At 61.1% G+C, this 22758-nt stretch carries 21 protein-coding genes and 2 pseudogenes; 10 read left to right on the forward strand and 13 right to left on the reverse strand.

Annotated elements, in window-relative coordinates:
- Positions 1 to 107 precede the first annotated feature (107 nt).
- The 3 genes from ACSBPU_RS16600 (at position 108) to ACSBPU_RS16610 (ending at position 2184) form a co-directional block, all read left to right on the forward strand.
- Positions 108 to 1118: a LacI family DNA-binding transcriptional regulator gene (locus tag ACSBPU_RS16600; RefSeq protein ID WP_442593004.1), complete on the forward strand. Its 1011-nt coding sequence runs from the start codon at positions 108 to 110 to the stop codon at positions 1116 to 1118.
- 30 nt (positions 1119 to 1148) lie between these two features.
- On the forward strand, positions 1149 to 1817 hold the full coding sequence (locus ACSBPU_RS16605; RefSeq protein WP_442593005.1) for a hypothetical protein: 669 nt from the start codon (positions 1149 to 1151) through the stop codon (positions 1815 to 1817).
- A gap of 106 nt (positions 1818 to 1923) precedes the next feature.
- The gene (locus ACSBPU_RS16610) at positions 1924 to 2184 is read left to right on the forward strand and encodes a DUF2789 family protein (RefSeq protein ID WP_180066323.1); all 261 of its coding nucleotides are present in this window, start codon (positions 1924 to 1926) and stop codon (positions 2182 to 2184) included.
- Between the two features lie 44 nt (positions 2185 to 2228).
- Here ACSBPU_RS16610 and ACSBPU_RS16615 read toward each other — a convergent pair whose 3' ends face one another.
- The 3 genes from ACSBPU_RS16615 to ACSBPU_RS16625 form a co-directional block, all read right to left on the reverse strand.
- Positions 2229 to 4220 carry a TonB-dependent receptor domain-containing protein gene (locus ACSBPU_RS16615; RefSeq protein ID WP_442593006.1) on the reverse strand — a complete coding sequence of 664 codons (1992 nt, stop codon included), beginning with the start codon at positions 4218 to 4220 and terminating at the stop codon, positions 2229 to 2231.
- A 107-nt stretch (positions 4221 to 4327) separates the two neighbouring features.
- Complete coding sequence (locus ACSBPU_RS16620; protein ID WP_442593007.1) at positions 4328 to 5668, reverse strand: sensor histidine kinase; 1341 nt, start codon at positions 5666 to 5668, stop codon at positions 4328 to 4330.
- Positions 5665 to 6339 carry a response regulator transcription factor gene (locus tag ACSBPU_RS16625; protein WP_442593008.1) on the reverse strand — a complete coding sequence of 225 codons (675 nt, stop codon included), beginning with the start codon at positions 6337 to 6339 and terminating at the stop codon, positions 5665 to 5667. The genes ACSBPU_RS16620 and ACSBPU_RS16625 overlap by 4 nt, the downstream gene beginning before the upstream one ends.
- 149 nt (positions 6340 to 6488) lie before the next feature.
- Here ACSBPU_RS16625 and ACSBPU_RS16630 point away from each other — a divergent pair, with 149 nt between their 5' ends.
- From ACSBPU_RS16630 to ACSBPU_RS16645, 4 genes are all read left to right on the forward strand, one after another.
- The gene (locus ACSBPU_RS16630; protein ID WP_442593009.1) at positions 6489 to 6788 is read left to right on the forward strand and encodes an iron transporter; all 300 of its coding nucleotides are present in this window, start codon (positions 6489 to 6491) and stop codon (positions 6786 to 6788) included.
- On the forward strand, positions 6785 to 8404 hold the full coding sequence (locus ACSBPU_RS16635; protein WP_442593010.1) for a PepSY-associated TM helix domain-containing protein: 1620 nt from the start codon (positions 6785 to 6787) through the stop codon (positions 8402 to 8404). Before ACSBPU_RS16630 ends, ACSBPU_RS16635 begins: the two co-directional genes overlap by 4 nt.
- Complete coding sequence (locus tag ACSBPU_RS16640) at positions 8401 to 8724, forward strand: DUF3325 domain-containing protein (protein ID WP_442593011.1); 324 nt, start codon at positions 8401 to 8403, stop codon at positions 8722 to 8724. The genes ACSBPU_RS16635 and ACSBPU_RS16640 overlap by 4 nt, the downstream gene beginning before the upstream one ends.
- A gap of 109 nt (positions 8725 to 8833) precedes the next feature.
- Positions 8834 to 9334, forward strand: a complete 501-nt coding sequence (locus ACSBPU_RS16645) for a GNAT family N-acetyltransferase (protein ID WP_442593012.1) — start codon at positions 8834 to 8836, stop codon at positions 9332 to 9334.
- Positions 9335 to 9373: 39 nt separating this feature from the next.
- On the opposite strand, the gene ACSBPU_RS16650 is transcribed toward ACSBPU_RS16645, so the two are convergent.
- Both ACSBPU_RS16650 and ACSBPU_RS16655 read right to left on the reverse strand, forming a co-directional pair.
- Positions 9374 to 10267: a DMT family transporter gene (locus ACSBPU_RS16650; RefSeq protein WP_442598384.1), complete on the reverse strand. Its 894-nt coding sequence runs from the start codon at positions 10265 to 10267 to the stop codon at positions 9374 to 9376.
- 12 nt (positions 10268 to 10279) lie between these two features.
- On the reverse strand, positions 10280 to 11329 hold the full coding sequence (locus ACSBPU_RS16655) for an NAD(P)-dependent alcohol dehydrogenase (protein ID WP_442593013.1): 1050 nt from the start codon (positions 11327 to 11329) through the stop codon (positions 10280 to 10282).
- Positions 11330 to 11435: 106 nt separating this feature from the next.
- Here ACSBPU_RS16655 and ACSBPU_RS16660 point away from each other — a divergent pair, with 106 nt between their 5' ends.
- Entirely contained in the window at positions 11436 to 13307 is a 1872-nt protein-coding gene (locus tag ACSBPU_RS16660; RefSeq protein ID WP_442593014.1) for an ABC transporter ATP-binding protein, read from the forward strand.
- A 43-nt stretch (positions 13308 to 13350) separates the two neighbouring features.
- Here the strand turns inward: ACSBPU_RS16660 and ACSBPU_RS16665 are convergent.
- A pseudogene (locus tag ACSBPU_RS16665) lies at positions 13351 to 14407 on the reverse strand (MFS transporter).
- Positions 14400 to 14774, reverse strand: coding sequence for a hypothetical protein (locus ACSBPU_RS16670; RefSeq protein ID WP_442593015.1), 375 nt, complete (start codon positions 14772 to 14774; stop codon positions 14400 to 14402). Before ACSBPU_RS16670 ends, ACSBPU_RS16665 begins: the two are co-directional and overlap by 8 nt.
- A gap of 38 nt (positions 14775 to 14812) precedes the next feature.
- Here ACSBPU_RS16670 and ACSBPU_RS16675 point away from each other — a divergent pair.
- Positions 14813 to 15394 (forward strand): annotated as a pseudogene (locus tag ACSBPU_RS16675) (LysR substrate-binding domain-containing protein); the annotation flags it as partial.
- A 90-nt stretch (positions 15395 to 15484) separates the two neighbouring features.
- Here ACSBPU_RS16675 and ACSBPU_RS16680 read toward each other — a convergent pair.
- Complete coding sequence (locus ACSBPU_RS16680) at positions 15485 to 16321, reverse strand: isocitrate lyase/PEP mutase family protein (RefSeq protein ID WP_442593016.1); 837 nt, start codon at positions 16319 to 16321, stop codon at positions 15485 to 15487.
- Positions 16322 to 16420: 99 nt separating this feature from the next.
- Positions 16421 to 17647 carry an MFS transporter gene (locus ACSBPU_RS16685; protein ID WP_442593017.1) on the reverse strand — a complete coding sequence of 409 codons (1227 nt, stop codon included), beginning with the start codon at positions 17645 to 17647 and terminating at the stop codon, positions 16421 to 16423.
- A 197-nt stretch (positions 17648 to 17844) separates the two neighbouring features.
- On the opposite strand from ACSBPU_RS16685, the gene ACSBPU_RS16690 reads away from it, so the two are divergent.
- A complete protein-coding gene (locus ACSBPU_RS16690) occupies positions 17845 to 18513 on the forward strand; it encodes a 7-cyano-7-deazaguanine/7-aminomethyl-7-deazaguanine transporter (protein WP_442593018.1) in 669 nt (222 codons plus the stop codon).
- Positions 18514 to 18540: 27 nt separating this feature from the next.
- Here the strand turns inward: ACSBPU_RS16690 and ACSBPU_RS16695 are convergent, their stop codons facing one another.
- From ACSBPU_RS16695 to ACSBPU_RS16710, 4 genes are all read right to left on the reverse strand, one after another.
- A complete protein-coding gene (locus tag ACSBPU_RS16695; protein WP_442593019.1) occupies positions 18541 to 19311 on the reverse strand; it encodes a class I SAM-dependent methyltransferase in 771 nt (256 codons plus the stop codon).
- Between the two features lie 102 nt (positions 19312 to 19413).
- Positions 19414 to 20265: a class I SAM-dependent methyltransferase gene (locus ACSBPU_RS16700; RefSeq protein WP_442593020.1), complete on the reverse strand. Its 852-nt coding sequence runs from the start codon at positions 20263 to 20265 to the stop codon at positions 19414 to 19416.
- Between the two features lie 92 nt (positions 20266 to 20357).
- Positions 20358 to 21764, reverse strand: coding sequence for a 3-deoxy-D-arabino-heptulosonate 7-phosphate synthase (locus ACSBPU_RS16705; protein WP_442593021.1), 1407 nt, complete (start codon positions 21762 to 21764; stop codon positions 20358 to 20360).
- Between the two features lie 14 nt (positions 21765 to 21778).
- The gene (locus tag ACSBPU_RS16710) at positions 21779 to 22747 is read right to left on the reverse strand and encodes a tripartite tricarboxylate transporter substrate binding protein (protein ID WP_442593022.1); all 969 of its coding nucleotides are present in this window, start codon (positions 22745 to 22747) and stop codon (positions 21779 to 21781) included.
- Positions 22748 to 22758 lie beyond the last annotated feature (11 nt).

The raw sequence follows: 22758 nt of genomic DNA on the forward strand, positions 1-22758 counted from the left end.
TGCTTCAATGTGTCGGCATCAGCGGCCTCATCGCATGGCAGCGCCCAGCAAATACGCGGAACGAGCGGTCCAGTCGGCGCTAATGAAGATATGAATGGAGTAACGTGATGAAGAAAGCAACCGTCCGCGACGTTGCAAGCAAAGCACAGGTGAGCACCGCCACGGTCTCGCGAGTTGTGCATGGCCAGAGGGTTCGTCCTGGCGTCAAGGAAAGGGTGGAGGCAGCGATGGCAGCATTGCAGTATCGGCCCAATCTTGCTGCCCGAAACTTGCGCACCAATGCATCCGGGATCATTGCCTGCGTGATCCGGGGGCTTCTCATGCCCGAACTATCACCTTTTATCCGCGCTGCTGAAAGCGAGTTGCGCGCCGCCGGCTACACGCTGCTGCTCGCCAGCAGTAACGAAGAAGCTGAAACGCAAAAGGAGCTCATCGAGCGCATTATGCGTCAGGGCGTCGACGGGCTGCTTTTTACCGCCACATCCGATGAAGGCAACGTTCTTAAGAATACGATGGAAAACATCGGTCTACCTACGGTATTGCTTGATCGCGAAGCGGACTTTCTAGCCGACTCGTCTGTCGTGGATCACCAAAACGGGATACGGCTGGCCGTGGACTATTTGGCATCTCTGGGTCATAGGCGTATCTGCCTGCTGACGGTACCGCAAAGCATGCGGCCGGGGCGCGAAAGAGTGCTGGCATTCAATCATGCACTCGCCGCGAACGGCATCGCCGCCGACGAAACAATTATTCAAGACCACTTCCTTGATGGCGCTCAGGCGGCTCTTGGCGTGGCCCAGTTGCTTGAAAGCGCAAATCCACCAACGGCAATTATCTCTGGCGGAATGACGCTATTGAGCAGCGTCTTGCGTGCGACAAATATGCTAGGACGCAAAATTCCCCAGGACCTGTCCATTGTTGCCGGCTGTGACTCCGAGTTGGCCGAGATTTTTACCCCCAGTATCACGACCATCCGTTGGGATGTATGGCAGTGGGGCACAATCTCCGCCAGGCTGCTGTTGGAGCGTATTGGCGCCAAAGCACCGCTTGAAAAACGGCAGTGGATCATGCCGACCGAGTTGGTGGTGCGAAACTCCTGCATGCGCATTCACCGATGAGCACACACCGCTGTCGCGGAAATGTGTATCATGCCGGCCAATGGTCCAAGGCTGGCTCACGACTCTTTTGACTTAAAGACAATGGACATTACATTAACGCTGTCGGTAATTGCCGTGACGTGGCTGGTGCTGCGTACGCGTTATCAGCGCACGCATATTGCTTTGCTTGGGCGCCACCTGGCCAACTTGCAGCTCGAACGCCACATGGAAACGCTGACACAGGGATACGTCCGCGCCATTCATGAAGAGGCCGAATCACGTCAGCTCCACGTGCTGGAAACTCTCTCTCAAACCGAACGTGTGGCCGCTTCACAAGCGCAGTCGCTGGCCAGCTCCATGCAAAAGGAAGGCGCCCAAGCGACCAGGATGGGTGTGCTCTCGTTTTTTGTTCCTTACGCCGAACGCCTTCTACCCGCGGCGGGACGGGATTTTCGCGAGCTGCTGAACATCCATGCAGCCGGCCTGCGTCATGTGGTGGATAACGAAAGCGGCTGGGATGCAAAGAGCCGTGCCTACCACCTCTCGGCAGAGTTGTATCTGTTGCAGCACAGTTGCCACTGGTTTTGCAAATCGCGCGCCATCGCCGACGCGCGATTGAAGCTGCGACATCAGGTCAGCCATCAGAAGGTTCTGGACTCGGTGTCTGCCGCGACACGCTCCGCGTATCTTCAATGGCTGCGCGGAGACGCAGAGCGGTAAGCGCTGCGCCTCACGGCATGCCAGGTAGGCAATGACGGGGTGTGGTATACAGTGCTCAAGAGGCTCATTGCTCAGCCCTTCCAATAACTCGCCCAGGAGAACCGACATGAACGTGCCAACCCCGCGCATGACCAATCTATTCCTTCAGCTCGGACTCGATGCCGACGAGGCGGCGATTGCGCAGTTCATCAAGACCCATCAGCTGCCGGCCGACGTCAGGCTGTCAGAGGCGCCCTACTGGAACGACGCTCAGCGCCAATTTCTCAGTGAACAGATCAAGGAAGACGCGGCTTGGGCGATCGTGGTGGACCAGCTCAACGAATCCCTGCATGAAGACGCCGTAAAAGCCAGCACCGGCCAGGGATAGCCAGGCAGCGGCCACAGGCGTGGCGCCGCCCGCCGCCCGCGTCGTCAGTACTCGATGGTCAGGCCGGCATAATAGCGCCGGCCGTCCAGATGCTTGCCGTATTCGCTGGAGTCGATTTCCTTGTTCAGCGCATTATAGACACCGGCAAAGCCCAAGACGCGCTTGCTGAAACGATAGGTCGCACCCAGATCGACGATGGCGTAGGCAGGAATCTCTTCAGTGCCGCCGTCTATGCTCCTGCTCTTGTATTTTGCCTTGGTCCAAAGCTTGAGATCGTTATTGAGCTGGTAGTCCAGCCCCAGGTTGAACATATGGCGCGGCGTGTTGTTCAGCGCCTTGCCCGCGTCCGTGCCCGATTTGATTTCACTGTCCGACAAGGTGTAGCTGGTGCTCAGCAACAGCTTGTCGGTCACGGGCATACCGAACGCCGCTTCGACGCCTCGCAGCGTAGCGGAATCCAGATTCACGTATTGCTGAATGCTCTCGCGCGGCGGATTGTTGCCATAGATGCAAGCGGGCGGCGCACCGACTGGCGTGTTGCACACGTATTCCTTGCCGATCTTGTCCTTGAACCGGGTGTAGTAGGCCATTACGCTGAAACTCAGCTTTTCCGGCGTCGCGTAGGCAAAGCCAAACTCGAAGTTGGTGCTCTTCTCCGGCTGCAGGTTGGAATTGCCCTTGTCCCACGAGCGGCCACGGGCGGCGGGTTCGACGATGTTGTCGTCGGCCTGCTTCAGCGAGGGCGTCTTGTAGCCGCCGCTGATGCCACCTTTCAGGTTCAAGTTGTCGGTCAGGCGATACACACCGTAGACCCGAGGCGTGAAGTGCGTACCGAAGTGCTCGTTCTTGTCCAGTCTCGCGCCGCCGGTCAGCGTCAGCCTATCGGTGACCGACCATTCGTTCTCGGCGAACAGCGCGGCCTGCCAGCGCTCCAGATTGGTGGCGATGGATCCCTGGAACCGTGCTTCATCATGGATGGTCTTCTCTTGCTTGTATTCGGCGCCCACCGTCAGCATGTGCGCATCGAAGGGCACGACCGTCTTGGTGTTGAGAGTCGTGGCGCGATAGCCGGATTCAATATCGCCGTTGATGATGTCGACGGACTCGTGCAGCATCCACGATTTGGTTTCCGCGCCCCGCCCCCAGCGCCAGTCGTGCGTCAGGCCATAGACGGTGCGCTCGTTATGCATCATGGATTCGTCCGTCGCGCTTTTTTCGCTGCGGTCGTTCTTGTTGCGTGCGTGACCTCCCTCCAGTTCCAGGCTGTGCTGCTCGTTCAGCTTCCAAGCGAACTTGGCTGTGTTGTCGATGCGGTCCTTGGCCGCGTAGCCGCCTTGGATGCTGTCTTCCATGCGCCGATACTTGGAGCCGTACAGTGTCATGGCAAGGCGGTCGTCGACCAATGGGCCGCTCAGGTAATAGCGTCCCTGATACGCATTGCCTGCGTCGGAATCGCCCTGGAATACGCCGTCCACCGTCAGGCTGCCCCGCCACTCTTTGGGGACTTTCTTGGTGATGACGTTGATCACTCCACCCAACGCGCTGGAGCCGTACAGCGACGACATCGGGCCGCGGATCACCTCGATGCGCTCGATGGCTGACAGCGGCGGCAGCCAACTGGTCTGGGCGCCGCCGCCGAAGCCGTTGTAGTAGGCCTCGCTTGATGCGCCCAGCGGCTTGCCGTCGATCAGAAAAAGCACATAGCTCTCACCCATGCCGCGGATATTGACCGAGGTCGATTCGATCTTGCCGCCCGCGCCGCCTTCGATACTGACGCCGGGAATGTCCTGCAGTGCATCGGTGACGTCGCGATAGAACTTCCCCTCCAGATCCTCGCTGGTAATGACCGAGATCGAAGCGGGCGCATCAGCGATCGCCTGTTCGAACCCCGTCGCAGTGATGACGACGTTCGGCAACTGCGTAACGGACGCGCCGGCGGACTGCGCCACGGCGCTGGTAAGGGGGAGTAGCCCGGCGAGCGCGCAGCCCACCGCTACACTGCTCGCTTTCAGAGGAAAGTGGAGTGTGGATGACATCGAACTGATCCTATCGGAAACGGAGGTTCTGACACCTCCTGGGCTATATGAAATAGCCTAGTTAATGAGAATGAAAACTACTTTCATTCTGTATATTTTGACAGGGCTTACTGACCATTTTCTGACGCGAGCGGAAATCGCATGCGCACGGTGCAGGATGCAGCGTCGATGAAATGAATATCCGCTTCGGCATTGCGTAGCGCTTGGCGCGCAATAGCGAGGCCCAGGCCCGAGCCTGCGCTATCCTGACTGCCTTTATGGAATCGTTGGAAGACCGTTTCGCGCAGATGCGCGGGCACGCCTGACCCCTCGTCCGATATATCGAGCAACGCAGCGCCGTCTTGCGCACGGTAAAGGCGGACTGCAACGGTGCCCTGGCCGTGCGCCAGGGCATTTTCGACAATGTTGAGGATGGCATCACACAGCGCGTCGGCATCGCCGCCGACAAAGACCTGGTCCTGTATGTCAGCCTCTACTTCACGCTCTTGCTGCTCGAACAGCGGGATCAGCGATGCGACGACCTCTCGGGTCAGACGCGACAGGAAGACCACGTCGTCCGTCGCGCTGGAGTGCAGTGCGTGATCCCGACGGGCCAGCGTCAGCAACTGTCCGACCAAGCGGCGCAGGCGCTGCATTTCCTGTTCGATGGCGGGCCAGTCGGCCTTGCCTTCATGCTGCATTTTCTGCAGGCGCAGATCCAGCACCGTCAATGGTGTGCGCAGCTCGTGAGCCGCATCGGCCACCAGCTGTTTTTGAGCGGCCAGCGCTTGGCCGAGCCGATCCAGTGCCTGGTTGGCGGCCTGCGCCAGCGGCAGGACTTCCCGGGGCAGATGCTTCAGTGGAATGCGGCGTTCAGGATCATGAGGACTGATCTCGGCGGCCAGCGCGGCGGCTTGGCGCACCGGGCGCAAGGTCCAGCGCATCAAGCCCCACATGATCAGCACGGTGACCAGCAGAAATAGCGGCAGCACGAGCAAGCCATGCAGCAGCCGCGTCTGCAGCAGTGCGTCGATCAAGTTTCGTTCCAGCGTGTCCAGCTTCGAGACTATGAGCGTGGTGCCATCGGCCAGCGGCACCGGAACGCCTATGACCTTGCCAAAGCCTCGATAAGACTTGAGCCTCATGGGCTTGAGGGCTTCATCCAGCGTGCCCGGCCGCATGCGTAGTGGGCGGGGCAGATTAGCCGAATGCCACAAGGCTACGCCGCTGGCATCGTACAGCGTGTAGTACAGCTCGCCGCCCGCATACTCCCGCGGAAGAAGGCTCAGGTCGCTGGCGGAAGTCAGGTCTTGCGCAATCTCTTGTGCCTGCAGCAGCAATGTGCTGTAGCGGAGTTCGTCACGTGTGTTGTACAGATGCCAGAGCAAGCTGCCCAATCCCAGCATGCCGACCAGCAGCAAGGCCGCGAAAATTCGCCAGGCCAGACTACGCCGGACCATCTGCGTCATCCATTCTGCATCAAGCGGTAGCCTATGCCGCGTACGGTCTGGATGCTTGCCTGCGCCTCGCCCTCGGCCAGCTTGCGCCTCAGCCGCGACACCAGCGCCTCGATGGCGTTTAGCGTGACGCTTTCACCGTCGGCATAAAGATGTTCCTCCAGGTACTCCTTGACGACGATACGAGGCGATGCTCGCAGCATTTCTTCCAGAAGCATGGTTTCGCGCCGGGAAAGCGCCAATACCCTGCCATCCACGCTGGCATGACGCGCCTGGGGTTCAAATACGAGATTGCCGCAGTTCAGCACCGCAAACGATCGTGAAGCGCGGCGCAAAACGGCACGTATGCGGGCCTCCAGCTCGCGCACGTCGAAAGGCTTGAGTATGTAGTCGTCAGCTCCCGCATCAAGGCTGGAGACCCGGCTTTCAACGGTATCGCGCGCGGTCAACACGATGCAGGGAATGGGGCCATCGCGGCCGGCGGCCCGCTGCGCGAGCACGCGTTGGCCGTCCATGTCGGGCAGACCCAGATCAAGAATCATTGCGTCATAACGCGTAACGCACTGGGCGGCAAGCGCGCCTCGGCCGGTTTCCACAGCGTCTACGGCAAAGCCGCGGTGCCGCAGGTGGTCCACAAGCAGAGTACGCAGCTTGGGCTGGTCTTCCACGACGAGCAGTTTCATTGGATTTCAACAGCAGGATTGTCAGCTTGGGATCAGGTTGATGTGGCAGACTTGCAGCCTGATCGATGCAATGAATAATTCTTATTGCGTCTTATTCTCATTATAGATTCTATTTCTTTTAACTGTCTACCAGTAAGCAGGGCTGAAAAATGGAAATGCTCAAGCAGGTCCGGTGGCTGGATAAGCAACGCCTGGATATCGCCGTGCGCACGTTGCTGGGAGTGGGAGCGGGCTATGCGCTGTCTGCGCTGATGACCGCATCCTTGAGCCTGGCGCTGCCGATGGCTCGCGCCGAAGCGGTAATGACCGCGACCATGCTCGCCTTTTTGGCGTATGTCGCGCTCATCATCTGGGCTTACGCAGCGAACAGCGTATGGCGGCTGACCGGCGTCTGGGCTGTCTTGGCGGCGGCTTTATGGCTCGCAATGGCTTGGGGGGAGCGAGCATGAAGGCACTGGGATTTCGACAAATCAATTCCTGGTTGCATACATGGTCGGGCTTGTTGCTGGGCTGGCTGCTGTTTGCCGTATTCCTGACGGGGACACTGAGTTATTTCCGTCAGGAAATCACCTACTGGATGCAGCCCGAGCTGCATGCTTCGCAAGCTCGGGCACAGACAGCCATTCAGGCCATGGAGGCCATGGGGCGCCTGGCACCAGACGCCGCGTCCTGGCAGATCACGCTGCCCAGCGAGCGCAATCCCACCGTCCGCGCCCGCTGGTACGAGCAAGGCGAGCGTGTCGCCAAGGGTGGAGGAAAGAGCGTCACGCTGGATGCCACGACGATGGAACCCTTGCTTGGCCGCCCCACCGCCGGCGGTGAATTCCTGTACCGCTTTCATTTCGAACTATATGGCATGGATCGCACCTGGGGACGCTGGATAATCGGCGTGGCTACGATGTTCATGCTGGTGGCCATCGTCAGCGGCGTCATCATCCATAAGAAAATCTTTGTCGACCTCTTCACCTTTCGCCGGCGCAAAGGCCAGCGCTCCTGGATGGACGCGCACAACGCTCTGGCCGTGTTGTCGCTGCCCTTCCACTTCATGATCACCTACAGCGGCTTGCTTTTGCTGATGTTCCTGCTGATGCCCTGGGGCATCGATGCCGCCTACAACGGCGATACGCGGGCCTTTTTTGCCGATCGCGGGCGCGCCGCTGCGCCCGCCCCCTCAGCAGGCATGAAAAATCACGAATCACCCACGCCACTGGCCATGGCACCCGTCGGCCCGATGCTGGAGACCGCCAGCGGTCAATGGCCGGAAGGCGTCGCCAGCATTTCGGTTTCCCAGCCGGGACGCGCAGGTTCCACGATAGAGCTGCGCCAGAAAGGCGCGGAAACCCTGCTGAACCATGCCGCCGGCGAACGGATGGTGTTCGATGCCGGCTCGGGCGAATTGAAGGACACCATACGTTCCGACGTGCCAGGTGCCGGTGTCTCCACGTACAACGTGTTCTCGGCTTTGCATCGACTGCGTTTCGCCGATGTCTGGATGCGCTGGCTGTTCTTCATCGCCGGCGTAATGGGCACGGCCATGGTCGGCACCGGCATGATTCTTTGGGTGGTCAAGCGACTGCCGCAAAAACGCAAGGGCCGTTATCACGCCGGCCATCGCCTGGCGGAACGCATGAACGTCGCGGCCATTGCCGGCTTGTTCATTGCCGTGGGTGCATACTTCTGGCTCAACAGGCTGCTTCCCGCATCGCTGGCTGGGCGGGCCGGATGGGAGGTCAATGGTTTCTTCATTGCCTGGGCCCTGACGTTGCTGCACGCCTGCCTGCGCGAACATGGACAAGCCTGGAAAGAGCAGTTGTACGCTATCGTCCTGCTGTTTGCGGGCCTGCCCATCGTAAATTTCTGGTATCCCGACAGCCATCTGGCGGCATCCATCGCGAACGGACGCTGGACACTGGCCTCCATGGATCTCGTACTGCTGGCGACCGCCGCACTGGCGGCGTGGGCCGAGTGGCATCTGCGTCCGACGCGCAAGCCGGCGCGCGCAGCCAAGCAGGAAGCCCACGAGGCCTCTCCAGTTCAATCTACCGTGCAGGAAGCGGCATCATGATCATGGCTGCCACGATATTCCTGGGCATGACCGGCATGGCGTCGCTCAGCATGGCAATGGAAAAGCATCATGAACAGATTTGGGGCAACACCCGGCTGACGGTCCAGCGAGCCTGGGCGATGCGTGCTGCGGGGTGGCTGCTGCTGTTCGCATCGGCGGCGCTGGCGGTGCGCATGCAAGGAGCAACCATGGGCCTGACGCTATGGGTCATGGAGGTCAGCTTCGCGTCGGTTTGTGTGGGCCTGTTGCTGAGCTATGCGCCCCGCTTGCTGCCTTGGCTGGCGGCGAGCGGGCTTCTGGCGGCCTGGCTCGCCGCGTGATGATGCGTAGGCCGCAAGCGTTACGATACCGTGCGGAAGCCCTTGCCTTAGCCGTCCAATCTAGGCGATTTCTTCTGGATCGCTACAATGCCACCATCTATGCATCAGCATGGATGGCAGTTTTACCTACAAACCAAGAATGATCAAAGAGGCAAAAATGAATGGCTATTCAATCAGGGCGGTAAAAAGCAGTGATCGGTCCCAGTGGGACAAGCTGTATGCCGGGTACGCTGCATTCTATGGCGTTGATCAAAGCTCCGAAATGCGTGACATTGTCTGGTCCTGGCTGCACGACGACCTCAAGGAAACCTGCGGGTTGGTTGCCGAAGGCAATGACGGAAAATTGATCGGCATCGCCCATTTCCGGCCGTTCGCCCGCCCTCTTTCGGCAACGACCGGCTGTTTTCTTGATGATCTCTTCGTTCTGCCCGATGCGCGGGGAGCCAAGGTCGCTGATGCCCTGATCCACCGGATTCGCGAAATCGCGGCCGAAAAAGGGTGGTCTATGGTCAGGTGGATCACGGCCGACAATAATTACAGAGCGCGGGCCGTCTATGACCGCCTTGCCGTCAAGACCAGCTGGGTCACCTACGACATCAAAATCGAGTAAGCGTCCATTGATCCTTTCATTCAAATCCGTCGCAAGCGATCACTTTCGTCTACTCAGCTTTCGCCCGCTAAACTCCGCCAAGCCAATCCCCACAAGAATCATCGCCAAGGCCGCTGCGTGATAAAGGTGAAATTGCTCGCCGATCAGGCTGACCGCCAGCAATGCTCCCCATACGGGCAACAAGTTGATGAACAGGCCCGCCCTGTTTGCGCCGATCAACTCTACGGCCCGAATGTAGAACACTTGGCTGATCAGGGATGGAAAGATGATGATGTAGGCGATCGCCGTCCAGCCACGCATATCCGGAAGCACGGTCTTGCCATGAACCGCTTCCACGGCCAGCATGGGTAGGGACGCCAGCGTCGCCCCCACGCACAAAATGAATATCAGGCTCGTCCAGTGGATCTGGGGCTTGCTGCGCAGCGCGGCGGTATAGATGCCGTAGGCGATGATGGCAATAAGCATCAGCGCGTCGCCGAAGTTGATGCCAAGCTCGATCAAGTTGATCCATTCGCCGCGCACGGCGATGACGATCACACCCATGAAAGACAATGTGAAACCGATCGCCTGCCCCCATCCGATGCGGCTGGAAAAGAGAACAAAGCTTGCCGCGAAGACGAATAGCGGCATGCCGCCTTGGAGGATGCTTGCGTTGATGGCGGTGGTATAGACGAGCGCGTAATAAAGCGCCACGCTGAACACTGTGAAGCCCACTGCGCCGAGCAGCAGCAGATAGGCCAGCTTTGGCCGCATCGCCGGCCAATCGGCGGCAATCTGCTTTCTTTTGAATAGGTACAGCAACGCCATTACGCCCGCCCAGCGAACCGCGACAAGAATCATCGGTGAGGCATGTCCGACCGCCCACTTGCCCGCAATCGAATTACCGGCCCAGAAGAGCGTTGTCAGCGCCAGGAGCGCATAGGCTTTATAGATGACGGTCCCCGGTCAGGCAGCAAGACTGGCGCAATCAATCACGAATCGGTATTTGACCTCGCCTTTCAGCATGCGATCGTAGGCGTCGTCGATTTCCTGGGCGCGTATCATTTCGATGTCCGCGACAATACCGTGCTGCGCGCAGAAGTCCAGCATTTCCTGCGTCTCGGGGATTCCGCCTATCATCGACCCCGCCAGGCTGCGGCGCTTCATGATCAGGTGGAACACGCCGGGGGAAGGGTGCGGCGAAGACGGTGCACCCACCAGCGCCATCGTGCCGTCGCGTTTTAGCACTGCAAGGTATGCATCCAGGTCATGGGCTGCGGCGACGGTATTGAGGATGAAATCCAGGCTCTTTGCGTGCGCCGCCATTTCACCGGCATTGCGCGAGACCACGACCTCGTCGGCCCCCAGCGCCCTGGCCGCTTCACGCTTGGATTCGGAAGTGGTGAATGCCACCACATGAGCGCCCATCGCGTGAGCCAGCTTGATTCCCATGTGGCCCAGGCCGCCGATGCCGACGACGCCAACCTTCTTGCCCGGCCCAACTTTCCAGTGGCGCAGCGGCGACCAGGTAGTGATGCCCGCGCACAGCAAAGGGGCAACGGCCGCCAGTTGCGCCTTGGGATGGCGGATGCGAAGCACGTAGCGTTCATGCACCACGATTTTCTGGGAATAGCCGCCCAGTGTATGGCCGGGCGCATCCGGGGTCGCGGAATTGTAGGTGCCGACCATGCCGTCGCAGTAGTTCTCCAGGCCGGCGTCGCACTCTTCGCAATGCTGGCAGCTGTCGACGATGCAGCCTACTCCGACGAGATCGCCGATTTGGTAGGCCGAGACGTGGTCGCCCACGGCGGAGACATGGCCGACGATTTCGTGGCCCGGCACGCATGGGAAGCACGTGCCAGCCCATTCGGCGCGCACTTGGTGAAGATCGGAATGGCACACGCCACAATAGGCGATGTCAATCTGGACATCATGGGGGCCCGGAGCTCGACGGGTAATCTCCATGGATTCCAGCGCTTGGTCGCCCGCATGGGCGCCGTAGGCTTTGATGGTCATTGTGTTCTCCTTCTTGAAAGCGAGTTTAGCAGGGGGTTCATGCCGGCAAGGTAAGCCGGCTCGTGTTTAATTAATATAGATATATTTCATCGTTTTGGAGATTCGCTTGCTTCGCCGGTTTGAACGCCTGCTCGACCCTTTCCCCCCTCAGGAGCCAACCCTGCCTCCCAAGGGTCTGTTTTCTTTCCTGTGGGCCTGCACACGCGGATCGCGCCGCTACCTCGCCGCGCTGGCGCTGCTCAGCGCCAGCGTGTCGATCTACGAAGCTTGGCTATTCGCCTTTCTTGGGCAAGTGGTGGACCTGCTTTCGACCTGGCAAACAGGCGAGGCGATATCCGCTCACGAACGCCGCGTGCTGTGGGGCATAGGCATTGTGCTGCTGGCCAGCGTTGGCCTGGTGGCCGTGCGCACCATGGTGCAGCATCAAGTGCTGGCCATCAATCTGCCACTGCGGCTACGCTGGAATTTCCACCGTCTCATGCTCAGGCAAAGCCTGTCTTTTTTCTCCGACGAGTTCGCGGGGCGCGTCACAGCCAAAGTCATGCAGACGGCGCTGGCGGTGCGCGAAGTGCTCATGACGCTCACCGAGATCGTGCTGGGCATCAGCGTGTACTTCATCACCATCGTTGCACTGGCCGGGGGGTTCGATCTGCGGCTGATGCTGCCCTTCATTGGCTGGATCGTGCTGTACGGCCTGGCCATGCTGTTTTTCGTGCCGCGGCTGGGCAAGGTGGGGCAGGAACAGGCTCATGCCCGCTCTTCCATGACCGGACGGGTCAGCGACGCCTACTCCAATATCGCGACCGTGAAGCTGTTCTCGCACACCAGGCGCGAGGCCCAGTTCGCCCGCGCCGCGATGGAAGACTTCAAGGACACGGGCTTTCGCCAGATGCGCCTGGTCAGCCAGTTCGAGATCGTCAACCAGGCTCTGGTGGCGACCTTGATCTTCGCAGCGGGCGGCTACGCGCTGTGGCTGTGGCATGGCGGCCAGATCGGCATCGGGGCGGTGGCCGCGGTCTCGGCCATGGCCTTGCGCGTCAATGGAATGTCGCAGTGGATCATGTGGGAAATGACCTCGCTGTTCGAGAACATCGGCACCGTGCAGGACGGGATCGCCACCCTTTCGCGCGCCGCCAAGGTGCAGGATGCGCCGGACGCGCCGCCGTTGCGCGTTACGCAAGGGAAGGTGGAGTTCGACCAAGTCTGCTTCAACTACAATGGCGAGCGCCAAGTGCTGGACGGCTTGAGCCTGACGGTGCGCCCCGGAGAAAAGATCGGGCTGGTCGGGCGGTCGGGAGCCGGCAAATCCACGCTGATCAATCTCTTGCTGCGCTTCTACGATGTGGACAGCGGCCAGATACGCATCGACGGACAGGACATTGCGCACATAACACAGGACAGCCTGCGCGGCGCCATCGGCATGGTCACCCAGGACACTTCTTTGCTGCATCGCTCCATCCGCGACAACATCGCCTACGGGCTGCCGGACGCCGGCGACGCCGAAGTCCGCGCCGCTGCCGTCCGCGCCCAGGCCGACGAATTCATCCGGCACCTGAGTGATCCGCAAGGCCGCAGCGGCTATGAGACCCTGGTGGGAGAACGCGGCGTCAAGCTATCGGGCGGTCAGCGCCAGCGCATCGCCATTGCCCGCGTCATGCTCAAGAACGCCCCTATCCTGCTGCTCGATGAAGCCACCAGCGCGCTGGATTCCGAAGTGGAAGTCGCCATCCAGGAGAGCTTGAAGGAGATCATGGAAGGCAAGACCGTGATCGCCATTGCTCATCGCCTTTCCACCATTGCCGCCATGGACCGCCTCGTCGTCATGGATCACGGGCATATCGTCGAAGAAGGCAGCCATGCCGAACTGCTGAAGAGGAACGGTATCTACGCCCGGCTGTGGCGCCATCAGAGCGGCGGCTTTCTGGGCGACGAAAGCGACGATGAGTCCGCAATCGGCAACGCGAGCAGCGCCGCATGAAGCGAGGCATTGCCTGCGTTGCCACCCGCGCCGGCTGCACGCTTCAGTCGGCGCGGGCCGGCGCTTGCCTTTTCATTGCCAATGCGAGCGCCACGACCGATAGGGCGAGCGGTGCAAAGGATACCCACAACACGGTATTCCAGCCGTAGGCCGACAGCAGGCCGCCCGATGAAAAAGACCCGACCGCCATCAAGCCGAAGACAATGAAATCATTGAGCGATTGCACCCGCGTCTTCTCCTCGGGTCGGTGACATTCCAGGACCAGCGCCGAAGCGCCCAGGAATCCGAAGTTCCATCCCACCCCAAGCAAGATCAGCGTCCACCAGAAGTGCATGACATCGATTCCTCCCAGCCCGACGGCTGCGGAAAGGCCGGTCAACAGCAAGCCCACCGTCGCCACGCGTCCCGCGCCGAAGCGCGAAATCAGGGCGCCGGTGAAGAAGCTGGGCGCATACATTGCAATGACATGCCATTGCAGGCCAAGATTGGCCGACTCCTGCGAATGCCCGCACATATGCATCGCCAGCGGCGCAGCCGTCATGAGGAAGTTCATCAGCATATAGGACACTGCGCCCGCGATCACCGCGGCGACGAAGCGCGGCTGCCTTGCGATGGCCGTGAGCGGACGCCCGCCGGCCATGACCAACGACAGCGCCCGGGCGCGCCGCTTCGGGGCCACCCCATCGGCGGCCGCGAAGCGGAATGACAACACCACGGCGGCATAGCCTCCCAAAGAATGTCGCGAGGCAGAATAGCCAGAACCAGCCCATGATGACGGCAAGCGTGGCGAGCAGGCCGGTGAGCACGCCGGCGCCGGTTCCCGCCAGAAAGGCGGCACGCCGTCCATGATGCTGCGCGATCTTGCCGGCTGGCAGGATGCACGCCGCCATGCCCACCACGAAGATGGAAATGGGCAAGGTGGCCAGCATCGGCGTCGGGGCGAGCATGTTGCCGACGATGGCCCCCGTAGCGTAGACCACCACAGAGTTCGCACCGGCCAGCGCCTGAGCGATAGACAGCCGCCAGATGTTTCCGCGCTGCACGTGTTCAGGGAGTATGGAGGAGAAGCCGCTCACGGCGGCAGTATTGGCATCAGTCATTTATCACCGAGTCGATTCGAAAAGGCCGGGGCTCTCTTGCCATGGTCAACACCATGCGGAACTTGACGTTGCCGGACTTCATCTTCTGGTAGGCCTCGGTGGCCCGCTCCAGCGGTATCGTCTCGATTTGCGGTAGAGCGTTCACGAGCACGCTGAAGCTCAAGGCTTCCTCGTTGTCGTGGGGTGTACCCGTGATCGATCCCAGGACGCTGCGCTGCCCTCCGACGAGGAGGCCGCCAGGCATCTGCAAAGGACACTTGCCCGGATTGAGCACGACCAAGCGACCTTCGGGCGCCAATCCGTCCAGCGATGCCGACACGGCGCCGGCATCGTCGATCGTGCTCAAGACGGCCTGTGCTCCGCGCATGCTCTTGAGCCTTGCCGCGGCGTCCTCTTGCCGGGTGTCCACATAGACAGAACTTCCACGCCCTTCACCCCGGGACCGACGTGCGCCTCGATACCAGCCTGAGGCTCATGGATTTCGCGGCGCAGGGAATAGATGTCGGCGTGCGATACGGCAGAGGCGTGTGGCCTGGCCTAGCGTCGGAAAAGCTCATGGACGAGCGGATCTATCCTGTCTGCTCCCCCGATTGGCTCGCCAGAAACGGCCCAATGGCGACGCCGCAGGACCTAGCGGGAAAGCCATTGATCCACGACCTGTCGGTCGACACCCGCATTGGATTCGCTTCTTGGAGCGCCTGGCTGGTGCACGCAGGCGCGGCGGAAGTGAATACCGGCAGAGGAATGCAAGTCAATAATTCGGCGGCGGTGCTGCAGGCAGCGATCGACGGCCACGGCATTGCCTTGGCACGCAGCGTCATGGCTCATGACGACATGATCGCTGGCCGGCTGGTTCCGTTGTTCCCCGAGGTGAAGCAGCGCTCGGAGCTGGCCTATTACATCGTCTATCGCTCGGAATGCGCTTCGCTGCCTAAACTGCAGGCATTTCGGGAATGGCTGATACAGGAAGCATCCACGTTCTCATGATGCTGCGCGCTTTCCCGCCTGCGCCAAGTCCAGACACTGCTCCTTCAAGTCCAGACACTGCTCCTTCAAGTCCAGACACTGCTCCTTCGTTTATTCCAGATATTTCGCAAAGCGCTGGTTCAGTTCAGCATTGCTGACCACCCCGGCAAAATCGTCGAAACGCCCTTCTCCGGCGATGCGTTGCGCGGCGTGCAGAAAGCTGTCCATGGCCAGCCGGGCCAGCGTGCCGCCCACGCTGATACGCCCCACGCCCATTTGCGCCAGATCATCCACCGTATAGCCGAACGCGGCGCTATTCAGGAAATTGACCGGGCGGCCGTCGGCGGCCTGGACGACGGCGGCAATCTCTTCCCTGGTCTTGATGCCGGGCGCATACAGGCAATCCGCACCGGCTTCGCCGAATGCCCTCAGGCGCCTGGCCGTTTCCTGGATATCGGGAGCGCCGCGTATGTATCCTTCCGTCCGGGCCGTAAGCAGTACGCGCCGGCCTGTCTGGTCGATGGCGGCGCGGGCTGCCCGCACGCGAGCAACGGCAGTGGAAAAATCGTATAGCCCGGTTTCCTGCCCTTGCGGCGCGTCTTCGATGGACAGGCCCGCCACGCCTGTGGCCACGCAGCGGAAAATGTTGTCGTGCAGACCTTGCACATCTTCCGCGAAGCCATTCTCGAAATCGGCATTGAGTGGAATATCCACTGCGGCGGCCATTGCTTCGTAATGGGCGAGGACCTCTTCCAGCCCCTGCGCGCCATCAGGCAGGCCATTGGCATGGGCGTGCCCTGCGCTGGTCGAGGCGATCGCCTTGAAGCCCAGGTCTTGCAGGATGCGGGCCGTTCCGATGTTCCAGGGGTTGGGGATGACGAAGCAGCCTTTCTCATGCAGCTGGAAAAAGAGATCTCTTCTTCGGGCGATGCTCTGGGATTCAGTCATAGGGCGCCTTTGGGTGAATGATGACGGCAGGCCAGGCACAGCATGCGCAGCCTTGCGTCATCTTACGCCCGACCGTGGCCGCTGCGCCAGGCCGAGCGCTTACGCCCCGCCGCGCAGCCCTGCGGCCAAGCCGGCGCGCCGCCTGGCCTGGGCATGCCATTCCTGGCCTAGCGTCAGCATGACCGTCAGCACCATGAAGCCCGCAGCCGCCCAGAAGATGCCGCTGAATCGGCCTTGGTCCAGCAGCCAGCCGAACATGACGGGCCCTGCCGCGCCGCCGATATTGAACCCCGTCATGACGATGCCAAAGGCCTTGCCCTCGCCGCCGGCGGGCGCAGCCGCCCGAACCAGCATGTCGCGAGAGGGGGCGATGACGCCGGTCAGGAAGCCGGCCACCCCAAGCAGCACGACAATGGCGAGATCGGCCAGCGGAACGGTGGCGACGATGGCGACCACCACTGCGGCCATGCCGAACGCGGCGGCCGCCACGAAACCGTGATGCTGGGTGCGGTCAGCAAGGGAACCACCGGCCAGCACTCCCGCCGCACTGGCGAACAAAAAGGCCGTCAAGGCGATGTTCGCCCAGGAAAGCGGGACGCCGTATCCCTGCACCAGGGCGCTCACGGAGAACCGATCGATCGCGCCGGTGCTCAGGTTCAACAACACGAAGAGCAGGGTCAATACCATGATGGCCGGCGTGAAGACCGCCACCGGCCGCGCGGTCGCCGGGTTTTTGGAGGGCGCAGCGGCAGGCCGGGCGTCGGATGGATGCGGTTCGGTTTTTGGCATGCCTACCACCAGCATGGCCAGTCCGCCGATCAATGCGGTGACAAGGAAGGCGGCCTCGACGTTCAACAGCGTAGCCACGCTCATCAGCACGACGGGCGCGATGGCCCCGCCCAGATAGCCCGAAAAGGTATGGATGGAAAACGCCCGCCCCATGCGACCCGGAGCGATCCCCCTGGACAGCAGCGCATAGTCGGCCGGGTGATAGACGCCATTGGCGACCCCGGCCAGCGCCATGGCCGCCAGCAGCCATAGATAGTTGGGCGCAACGGCCAGGGACAGATAGCTTGCGCTGCCCAGCGCCAGCCCGCAAAGCAGGACCAGGCGCGGCCCGTAGCGGTCTACCGCAAAGCCAAGCGGCGCCTGCACCAGGGCGGAAATCACATTGAAGACACTGATGGCGATGCCAAGCTCGACAAAGCTGACCCCCATTTTGGCCGGCAGCAAGGGCAGCAGCGCCGGTATCGCCATGATATGAAAATGGCTTACAAGGTGAGCCGCCGAGACCTGGGGCAACACGCCTATCGTTGGACGCGACACAGTATTCGAATCTCCATGATGCACGGCGGCGCGGCTTGTGAACGATGGCCGGCCGCCCCTTTACTTCCGTCGCTTCCCTGCGACCGACATGATATGAATAGTACCCCTTCCGCGGATTTCGGGCGCGGCAACGCGTATAATGCGTGCTCGCATTTCCTTCATGGGTTCCCTAACCCCATCCATCAAAAAGGCTCATCATGACGTCGGCATCCCTCCCGCAACCGCGGGTTCCGTTCTACCTTGCGCTGCTGGTAGCGTTCCATATCCTCATCATCATTGCCAGCAATTATCTGGTGCAATTGCCCATTGATCTGTTCGGCTTCCATAGCACGTGGGGCGCCTTCAGCTTTCCCTTCATTTTCCTGGCCACCGACTTGACCGTGCGCCTGATCGGCAAGGCCGAAGCGCGCAGCGTCATTGCGCGGGCCATGGTGCCGGCGCTGATCGCCTCCTACATCGTTTCGGTGCTCTTCCACGAAGGCCGCTTCAACGGCGTCGGCGCGTTGGGCGAATTCAACAGCTTCGTATTCCGCATCGCCTTCGCCAGCTTCGCCGCCTACGTGCTGGGCCAGTTGCTGGATGTTCAGGTGTTCGACCGCATGCGCCGCGGCTACGTGCAATGGTGGGTGGCGCCGGCGGCATCATCCGTCTTCGGGCAGGCGTTGGATACGGCGGCCTTCTTCAGCATTGCGTTCTGGCGCAGCACCAATCCCTTCATGGCTGAACACTGGGGTGAAATCGCGGTCGTGGACTATGTCATCAAGCTGGCCGTCAGCCTGCTGCTGTTCGTGCCGATGTACGGCATCGCCCTGAGCGCCATCGTTCGGGCCATGAAGCGGCGCGGCGCCATATTGGCGCAGGCTTGATTCGCCGCCCGGCCCGACCGGCCGGATTCAGGCCTTCGCCCACCACAGCCCCGTCCTCATCGAAAAAGAGCCATCGTCCTCGATGGCCAAGGCCTGCCGCAGCTCTGACGGCGCTTCACGCTGGACCGTCCGTATCATCGCGATGCGCTCGGGGCTGGTTCGCATGCGCGTCACCCATGGCTCGAACTCGAGCCGCGTCACCCAGTTCTGGTGGTGGATCTCCGAAAAGCCGGCATCGGTGATGAGCCGGGCCCATTCCGAGGGCGAGCGATCGCGGATATGGGAGCGGTCCCGCAGTATCTCTATGGTCTGCAGATGCGTATCCACCAAGGGATTTTCATCGCCCTCGACGTCTATCATGAGCAAATGGCCGCCTGGCTTGACTATGCGGCGCATTTCCTTGAGCGCAGCCGGCAGATCGAGCCAGTGATGGGCACTGTAGCGCGACGCGACCACACAGAACCGGCCGTCGTCGAACGGCATGGATTCAGCGCTGGCCTGAATGGTTTGAATGTTGGCCAGCCCTTTTTCAGCCGCGGCCCGATCGACCGTCGCAAGCATATTGGGCGAGGGATCCACCGCGACCACGCTTGCCAGCTTTGGGGCGACGGCAAAGCTCAAGTGCCCCGCGCCACACCCCACGTCAACCAGCCCGCCCGCGGCGTGGGGAAGCGACCGGCTGATCAGATCAACGGCGCAAAGCAGATCCGGCCCGGCGGCATGCACGGCGCTTTGCAAGTAGGCTTGAGCCTGCGGATCGAATTGCGACTGGACGGTTTCACTATGATTGGCCCGCATGTTCTTCCTTGTTCCTTGGCAAAAGATGATCACGATATCGGACAATGCATGCCAGTACAAGATTGCTGGATATCCTGGTATCGGGACTAATGCCCAGGGCGCTCAAGGTTGCCGCATAGCGTTCCAGGCTTTGCCGTTGCTGTCGCTGCCGGTCATTCGATCGGCATTGACCTCTCCGGTGAATTGCTGCCCGTTGGCCGTGAAGGTAATGCGTGGGCCCTGCATTGCGGCCTCGCTGATTGCATGCTGCGCCCCATCCATTGCCAGATAACCATCCAGCTTCTGATAGGTCTGGTTGAGCGTGAGCGTGGCCTTGTTGTCCAGTGTCCAGGTGCCTTCCACCTTCGCGGGAACAATCCACTTGTATGCGCGGCAGTAGGACTTGCATTCAAGGGCGGCCTCGGCGGAATCGTCCGGCGCCCAGTCGTCCATGTCGAAGGAGTTGGAAACAATACGCGTACCGGGCTTCATGTCCAGAAGCAAGGGCCGCAGGCGCAGGTTGAGGTCGGGCAGCAGGAACAGCGTGACAACAGTGGCATCGGAAAAATCAAACTCGAAAATATCGCCCTCTGTAAAGGTCGCCCTGTCGGCAACACCGGCATTCTGTGCCGCTTGGCGCGATAGCCTGACCATGTCGGCGTTGAATTCCACGCCGTGTGCGCGGGTGCCGCGCTGCGCCGCCGTGATTACCGTACGGCCATCGCCGGAACCTAGGTCGACCAGATAATCCTCGGGGGTTATTTCGGCCATGCGCAGCATTTGATCCACGAGCGACTCTGGTGTCGGCACCCATACTACGTCTTTGCCTGCCTGCCCGACAGTGGGTTCGTAAGCAGCCGCTTTTGAGCCTGGACCGGCTTGCCCGTCTTTTGCATGGGCGCCGCCTAATGCCAGCGCGAACATGGAAGCCGCAAGAAGGAGTTGGAAAGCGAGGCGTCGATTCGATGATGTCATAGGGATGTTCTCGTCAAAAAAACAATGGTCATGAAACGGCCCATTCAGCATACAACAGGCTTGAATTCCGCATTAAGCTTTTATTCAGTTTTTTACGTTCGGCCGGTGTTGTCTATTGCGGCCAGCAGATCGTCGGTGTGAACCATCAGTTGCCGAACCTGGCGCAGCGTCGCGTACTGTTGCAGCACACCTTTCCATTCGGGTGCTTTCATCAAATCATCCCACAGGAGCGCCAATGCTCGAGAGTCAGCGCGATGCCCATCGGCCAGCGCACCGGCAAAATCCAGGCTGGCACGCGCGGACAACAGCTGCATGCGGCTGGCCGCGCTGAGTAGACGCGGGCTCTCTTCGGCAGGCACGTCACAGCAATAAAGCACCGCGCTTGCAAGGCTGCTCTTGTCGGTGTGCAACTTTGCCAACGACGCGCCGCGGATATGAACCGTTCCTTGCTGAGTCTGAAACGAATAAACAGCGCTGCCGTCGGCGCCGGCCAGCAGGCGCAGGCCGCGCAGCAGCCTTGGAAGGTCGGTGGCTGCAGCGTCCACGGATGCCTTGGCTTCTGCAAGCAGGCAAATATCCCACTGCGGCGCATCCGCACCCGCCCTGTGCAGCAGCACCACGTCCCATTCAGTCTTGGCGCGTCCGGAAGCGCCCGGTATCGAAGCGGGCACGCGCATCGACGTCACGACGCGGTACGCCGCCCGTTCGCCTTCCGCTTCATTCAGCCGCCGTGCCCAGGCTTCAAAGGCTCGCGCCGCGGACGCCTCGACGGCAGCGCCGCGCCGCTGCGAGACGGCGCCCTGCGCAATGGCAGTGGCGCTCCCCGATCGCGGACCCTGCCGGTTCCAAAGCTCTTGATACCGCCGCACGGATTCGTCCGACGCCAGAATGCCTAGGCGCTGCAAGTGTTCCAGCGCCGGATGGCCCACCAGCTCCGTCAAGCCGCTCTCGAATGCCGGTTCGCTCATGGTCTTCGGCGCAGCCAGGAGGTGCAGCGCTTCAGCGTGGAGCTCCGGCCACGAAGCAGCCGCCGCCAGCGCATGCAGGCGGCCCATCGCCTTACGCAGCTGCTCAGTCGCAGCGCGCTGCTGCTTGGCCGGATGGGCGATCCGGTTCACGATCGCCTTGACCGCGCGACGATCCCGATCGGCGTGCGCGGACAATGAAGCGTACTCGCGCACTTGCACTACACGATGCCGAAGGACCATGGCCTGGAAGGCGGGATCTCCGCCATCCTTTTTCATCGCGTTGTGTATCAGCCGCGCGAGCGCTCCGGTAAAGCGCATCTCCAGTGCCACATCCGGCAGGTTGCCCCGCTCTTCCGCCCTACGGGCTTGCTCGATGACAAGTGCAAGCACCGTCTGCGGATCGCTGCCAGGCCCCGGATCGCTGTCAGGCCCCGCGAGGGCGTCAACGAACGGCGGCAGGCGATACCGCCGATCGACGATCCGCAACGTCTCGTCGATCAGCGTCGAACCCGGCGGTGCGCGCTTGGCCACAGCCGGGTACTTCGTTACTTGTTCGCCAGAGGCAGCTTCGGCACGATGCGGGAGTATATGTCGCGCTCCTGATCAACCAGCCTCTGATAATCGCTTGAGTCCAGGTATCCGGGGCTGGACAATGCGCTGGTCACCGATCTCCGGAAATCCTCGGACTCGACTGCGACCTTGATGGCGGACTCCAGCTTGGCAATCACGTCTGCCGGAGTATCTTTTGCCACGAAGAAGCCGAAGTCGGCACTCAACGCAAGATCGACGCCCTGCTCCCGTACCGTGGGTATGGACGATAGCTCGTTGGTCCGCTTCGCACCCAATTGAGCCAGCGCAATCAGGCGACCGCCCTGGATCTGCGGGTTGATGGCGCCAGGTGCGCCAAAGACGAGGTCCACGAATCCGCCTGATGCCGCAGTGACCGCTGGCGCCACTCCCCGGAAAGGCACGTGGCTGAGCTGAATGCCGGCAGCATCCGCAAAAGCTTCTCCGGCCAAGTGGACCGCCGTGCCGCTGCCAGGGCTGCCAAAGGTGACCTTGCCGGGATTGGCCTTCGCATAGGCGACCAGTTCCGGTATGGTTTTGAAGGGCGCATCCGCTCGCGCGGCGACCATATGCGGAATGATATTGACGCGGGCAAGCGCCTTCAGGTCCTCGTATTTATACTGAGCCGCTCCCGTCAAGGGTGCAACAGTAATCACCGCCGGAGCGCCATAAAGCATGGTGTGGCCGTCCGGCTTCGATAAAGCCACATATTGGGCGCCTATCGTTCCCCCGGCGCCGTCACGGTTCTCAACGACGACCGGTTGACCTAGTTCCTTGGAAGCTATTTCCGCTATTTGTCGCGCCTGCCTGTCGGTCGCTCCCGCCGCATAAGGCACGACTATCGTCAAAGGACGGGATGGAAAGCTTTGCGCCGCAGCGGGAGCCGCTACGCCAACGACGGTGGCAAACAGGCAGCTCCGGATGAAGTGCTTGTATATGATTGACATTGTCTTCCTCG

The organism is Parapusillimonas sp. JC17, from assembly GCF_052180245.1.
Classification (GTDB): Bacteria; Pseudomonadota; Gammaproteobacteria; order Burkholderiales; family Burkholderiaceae_B; genus Parapusillimonas.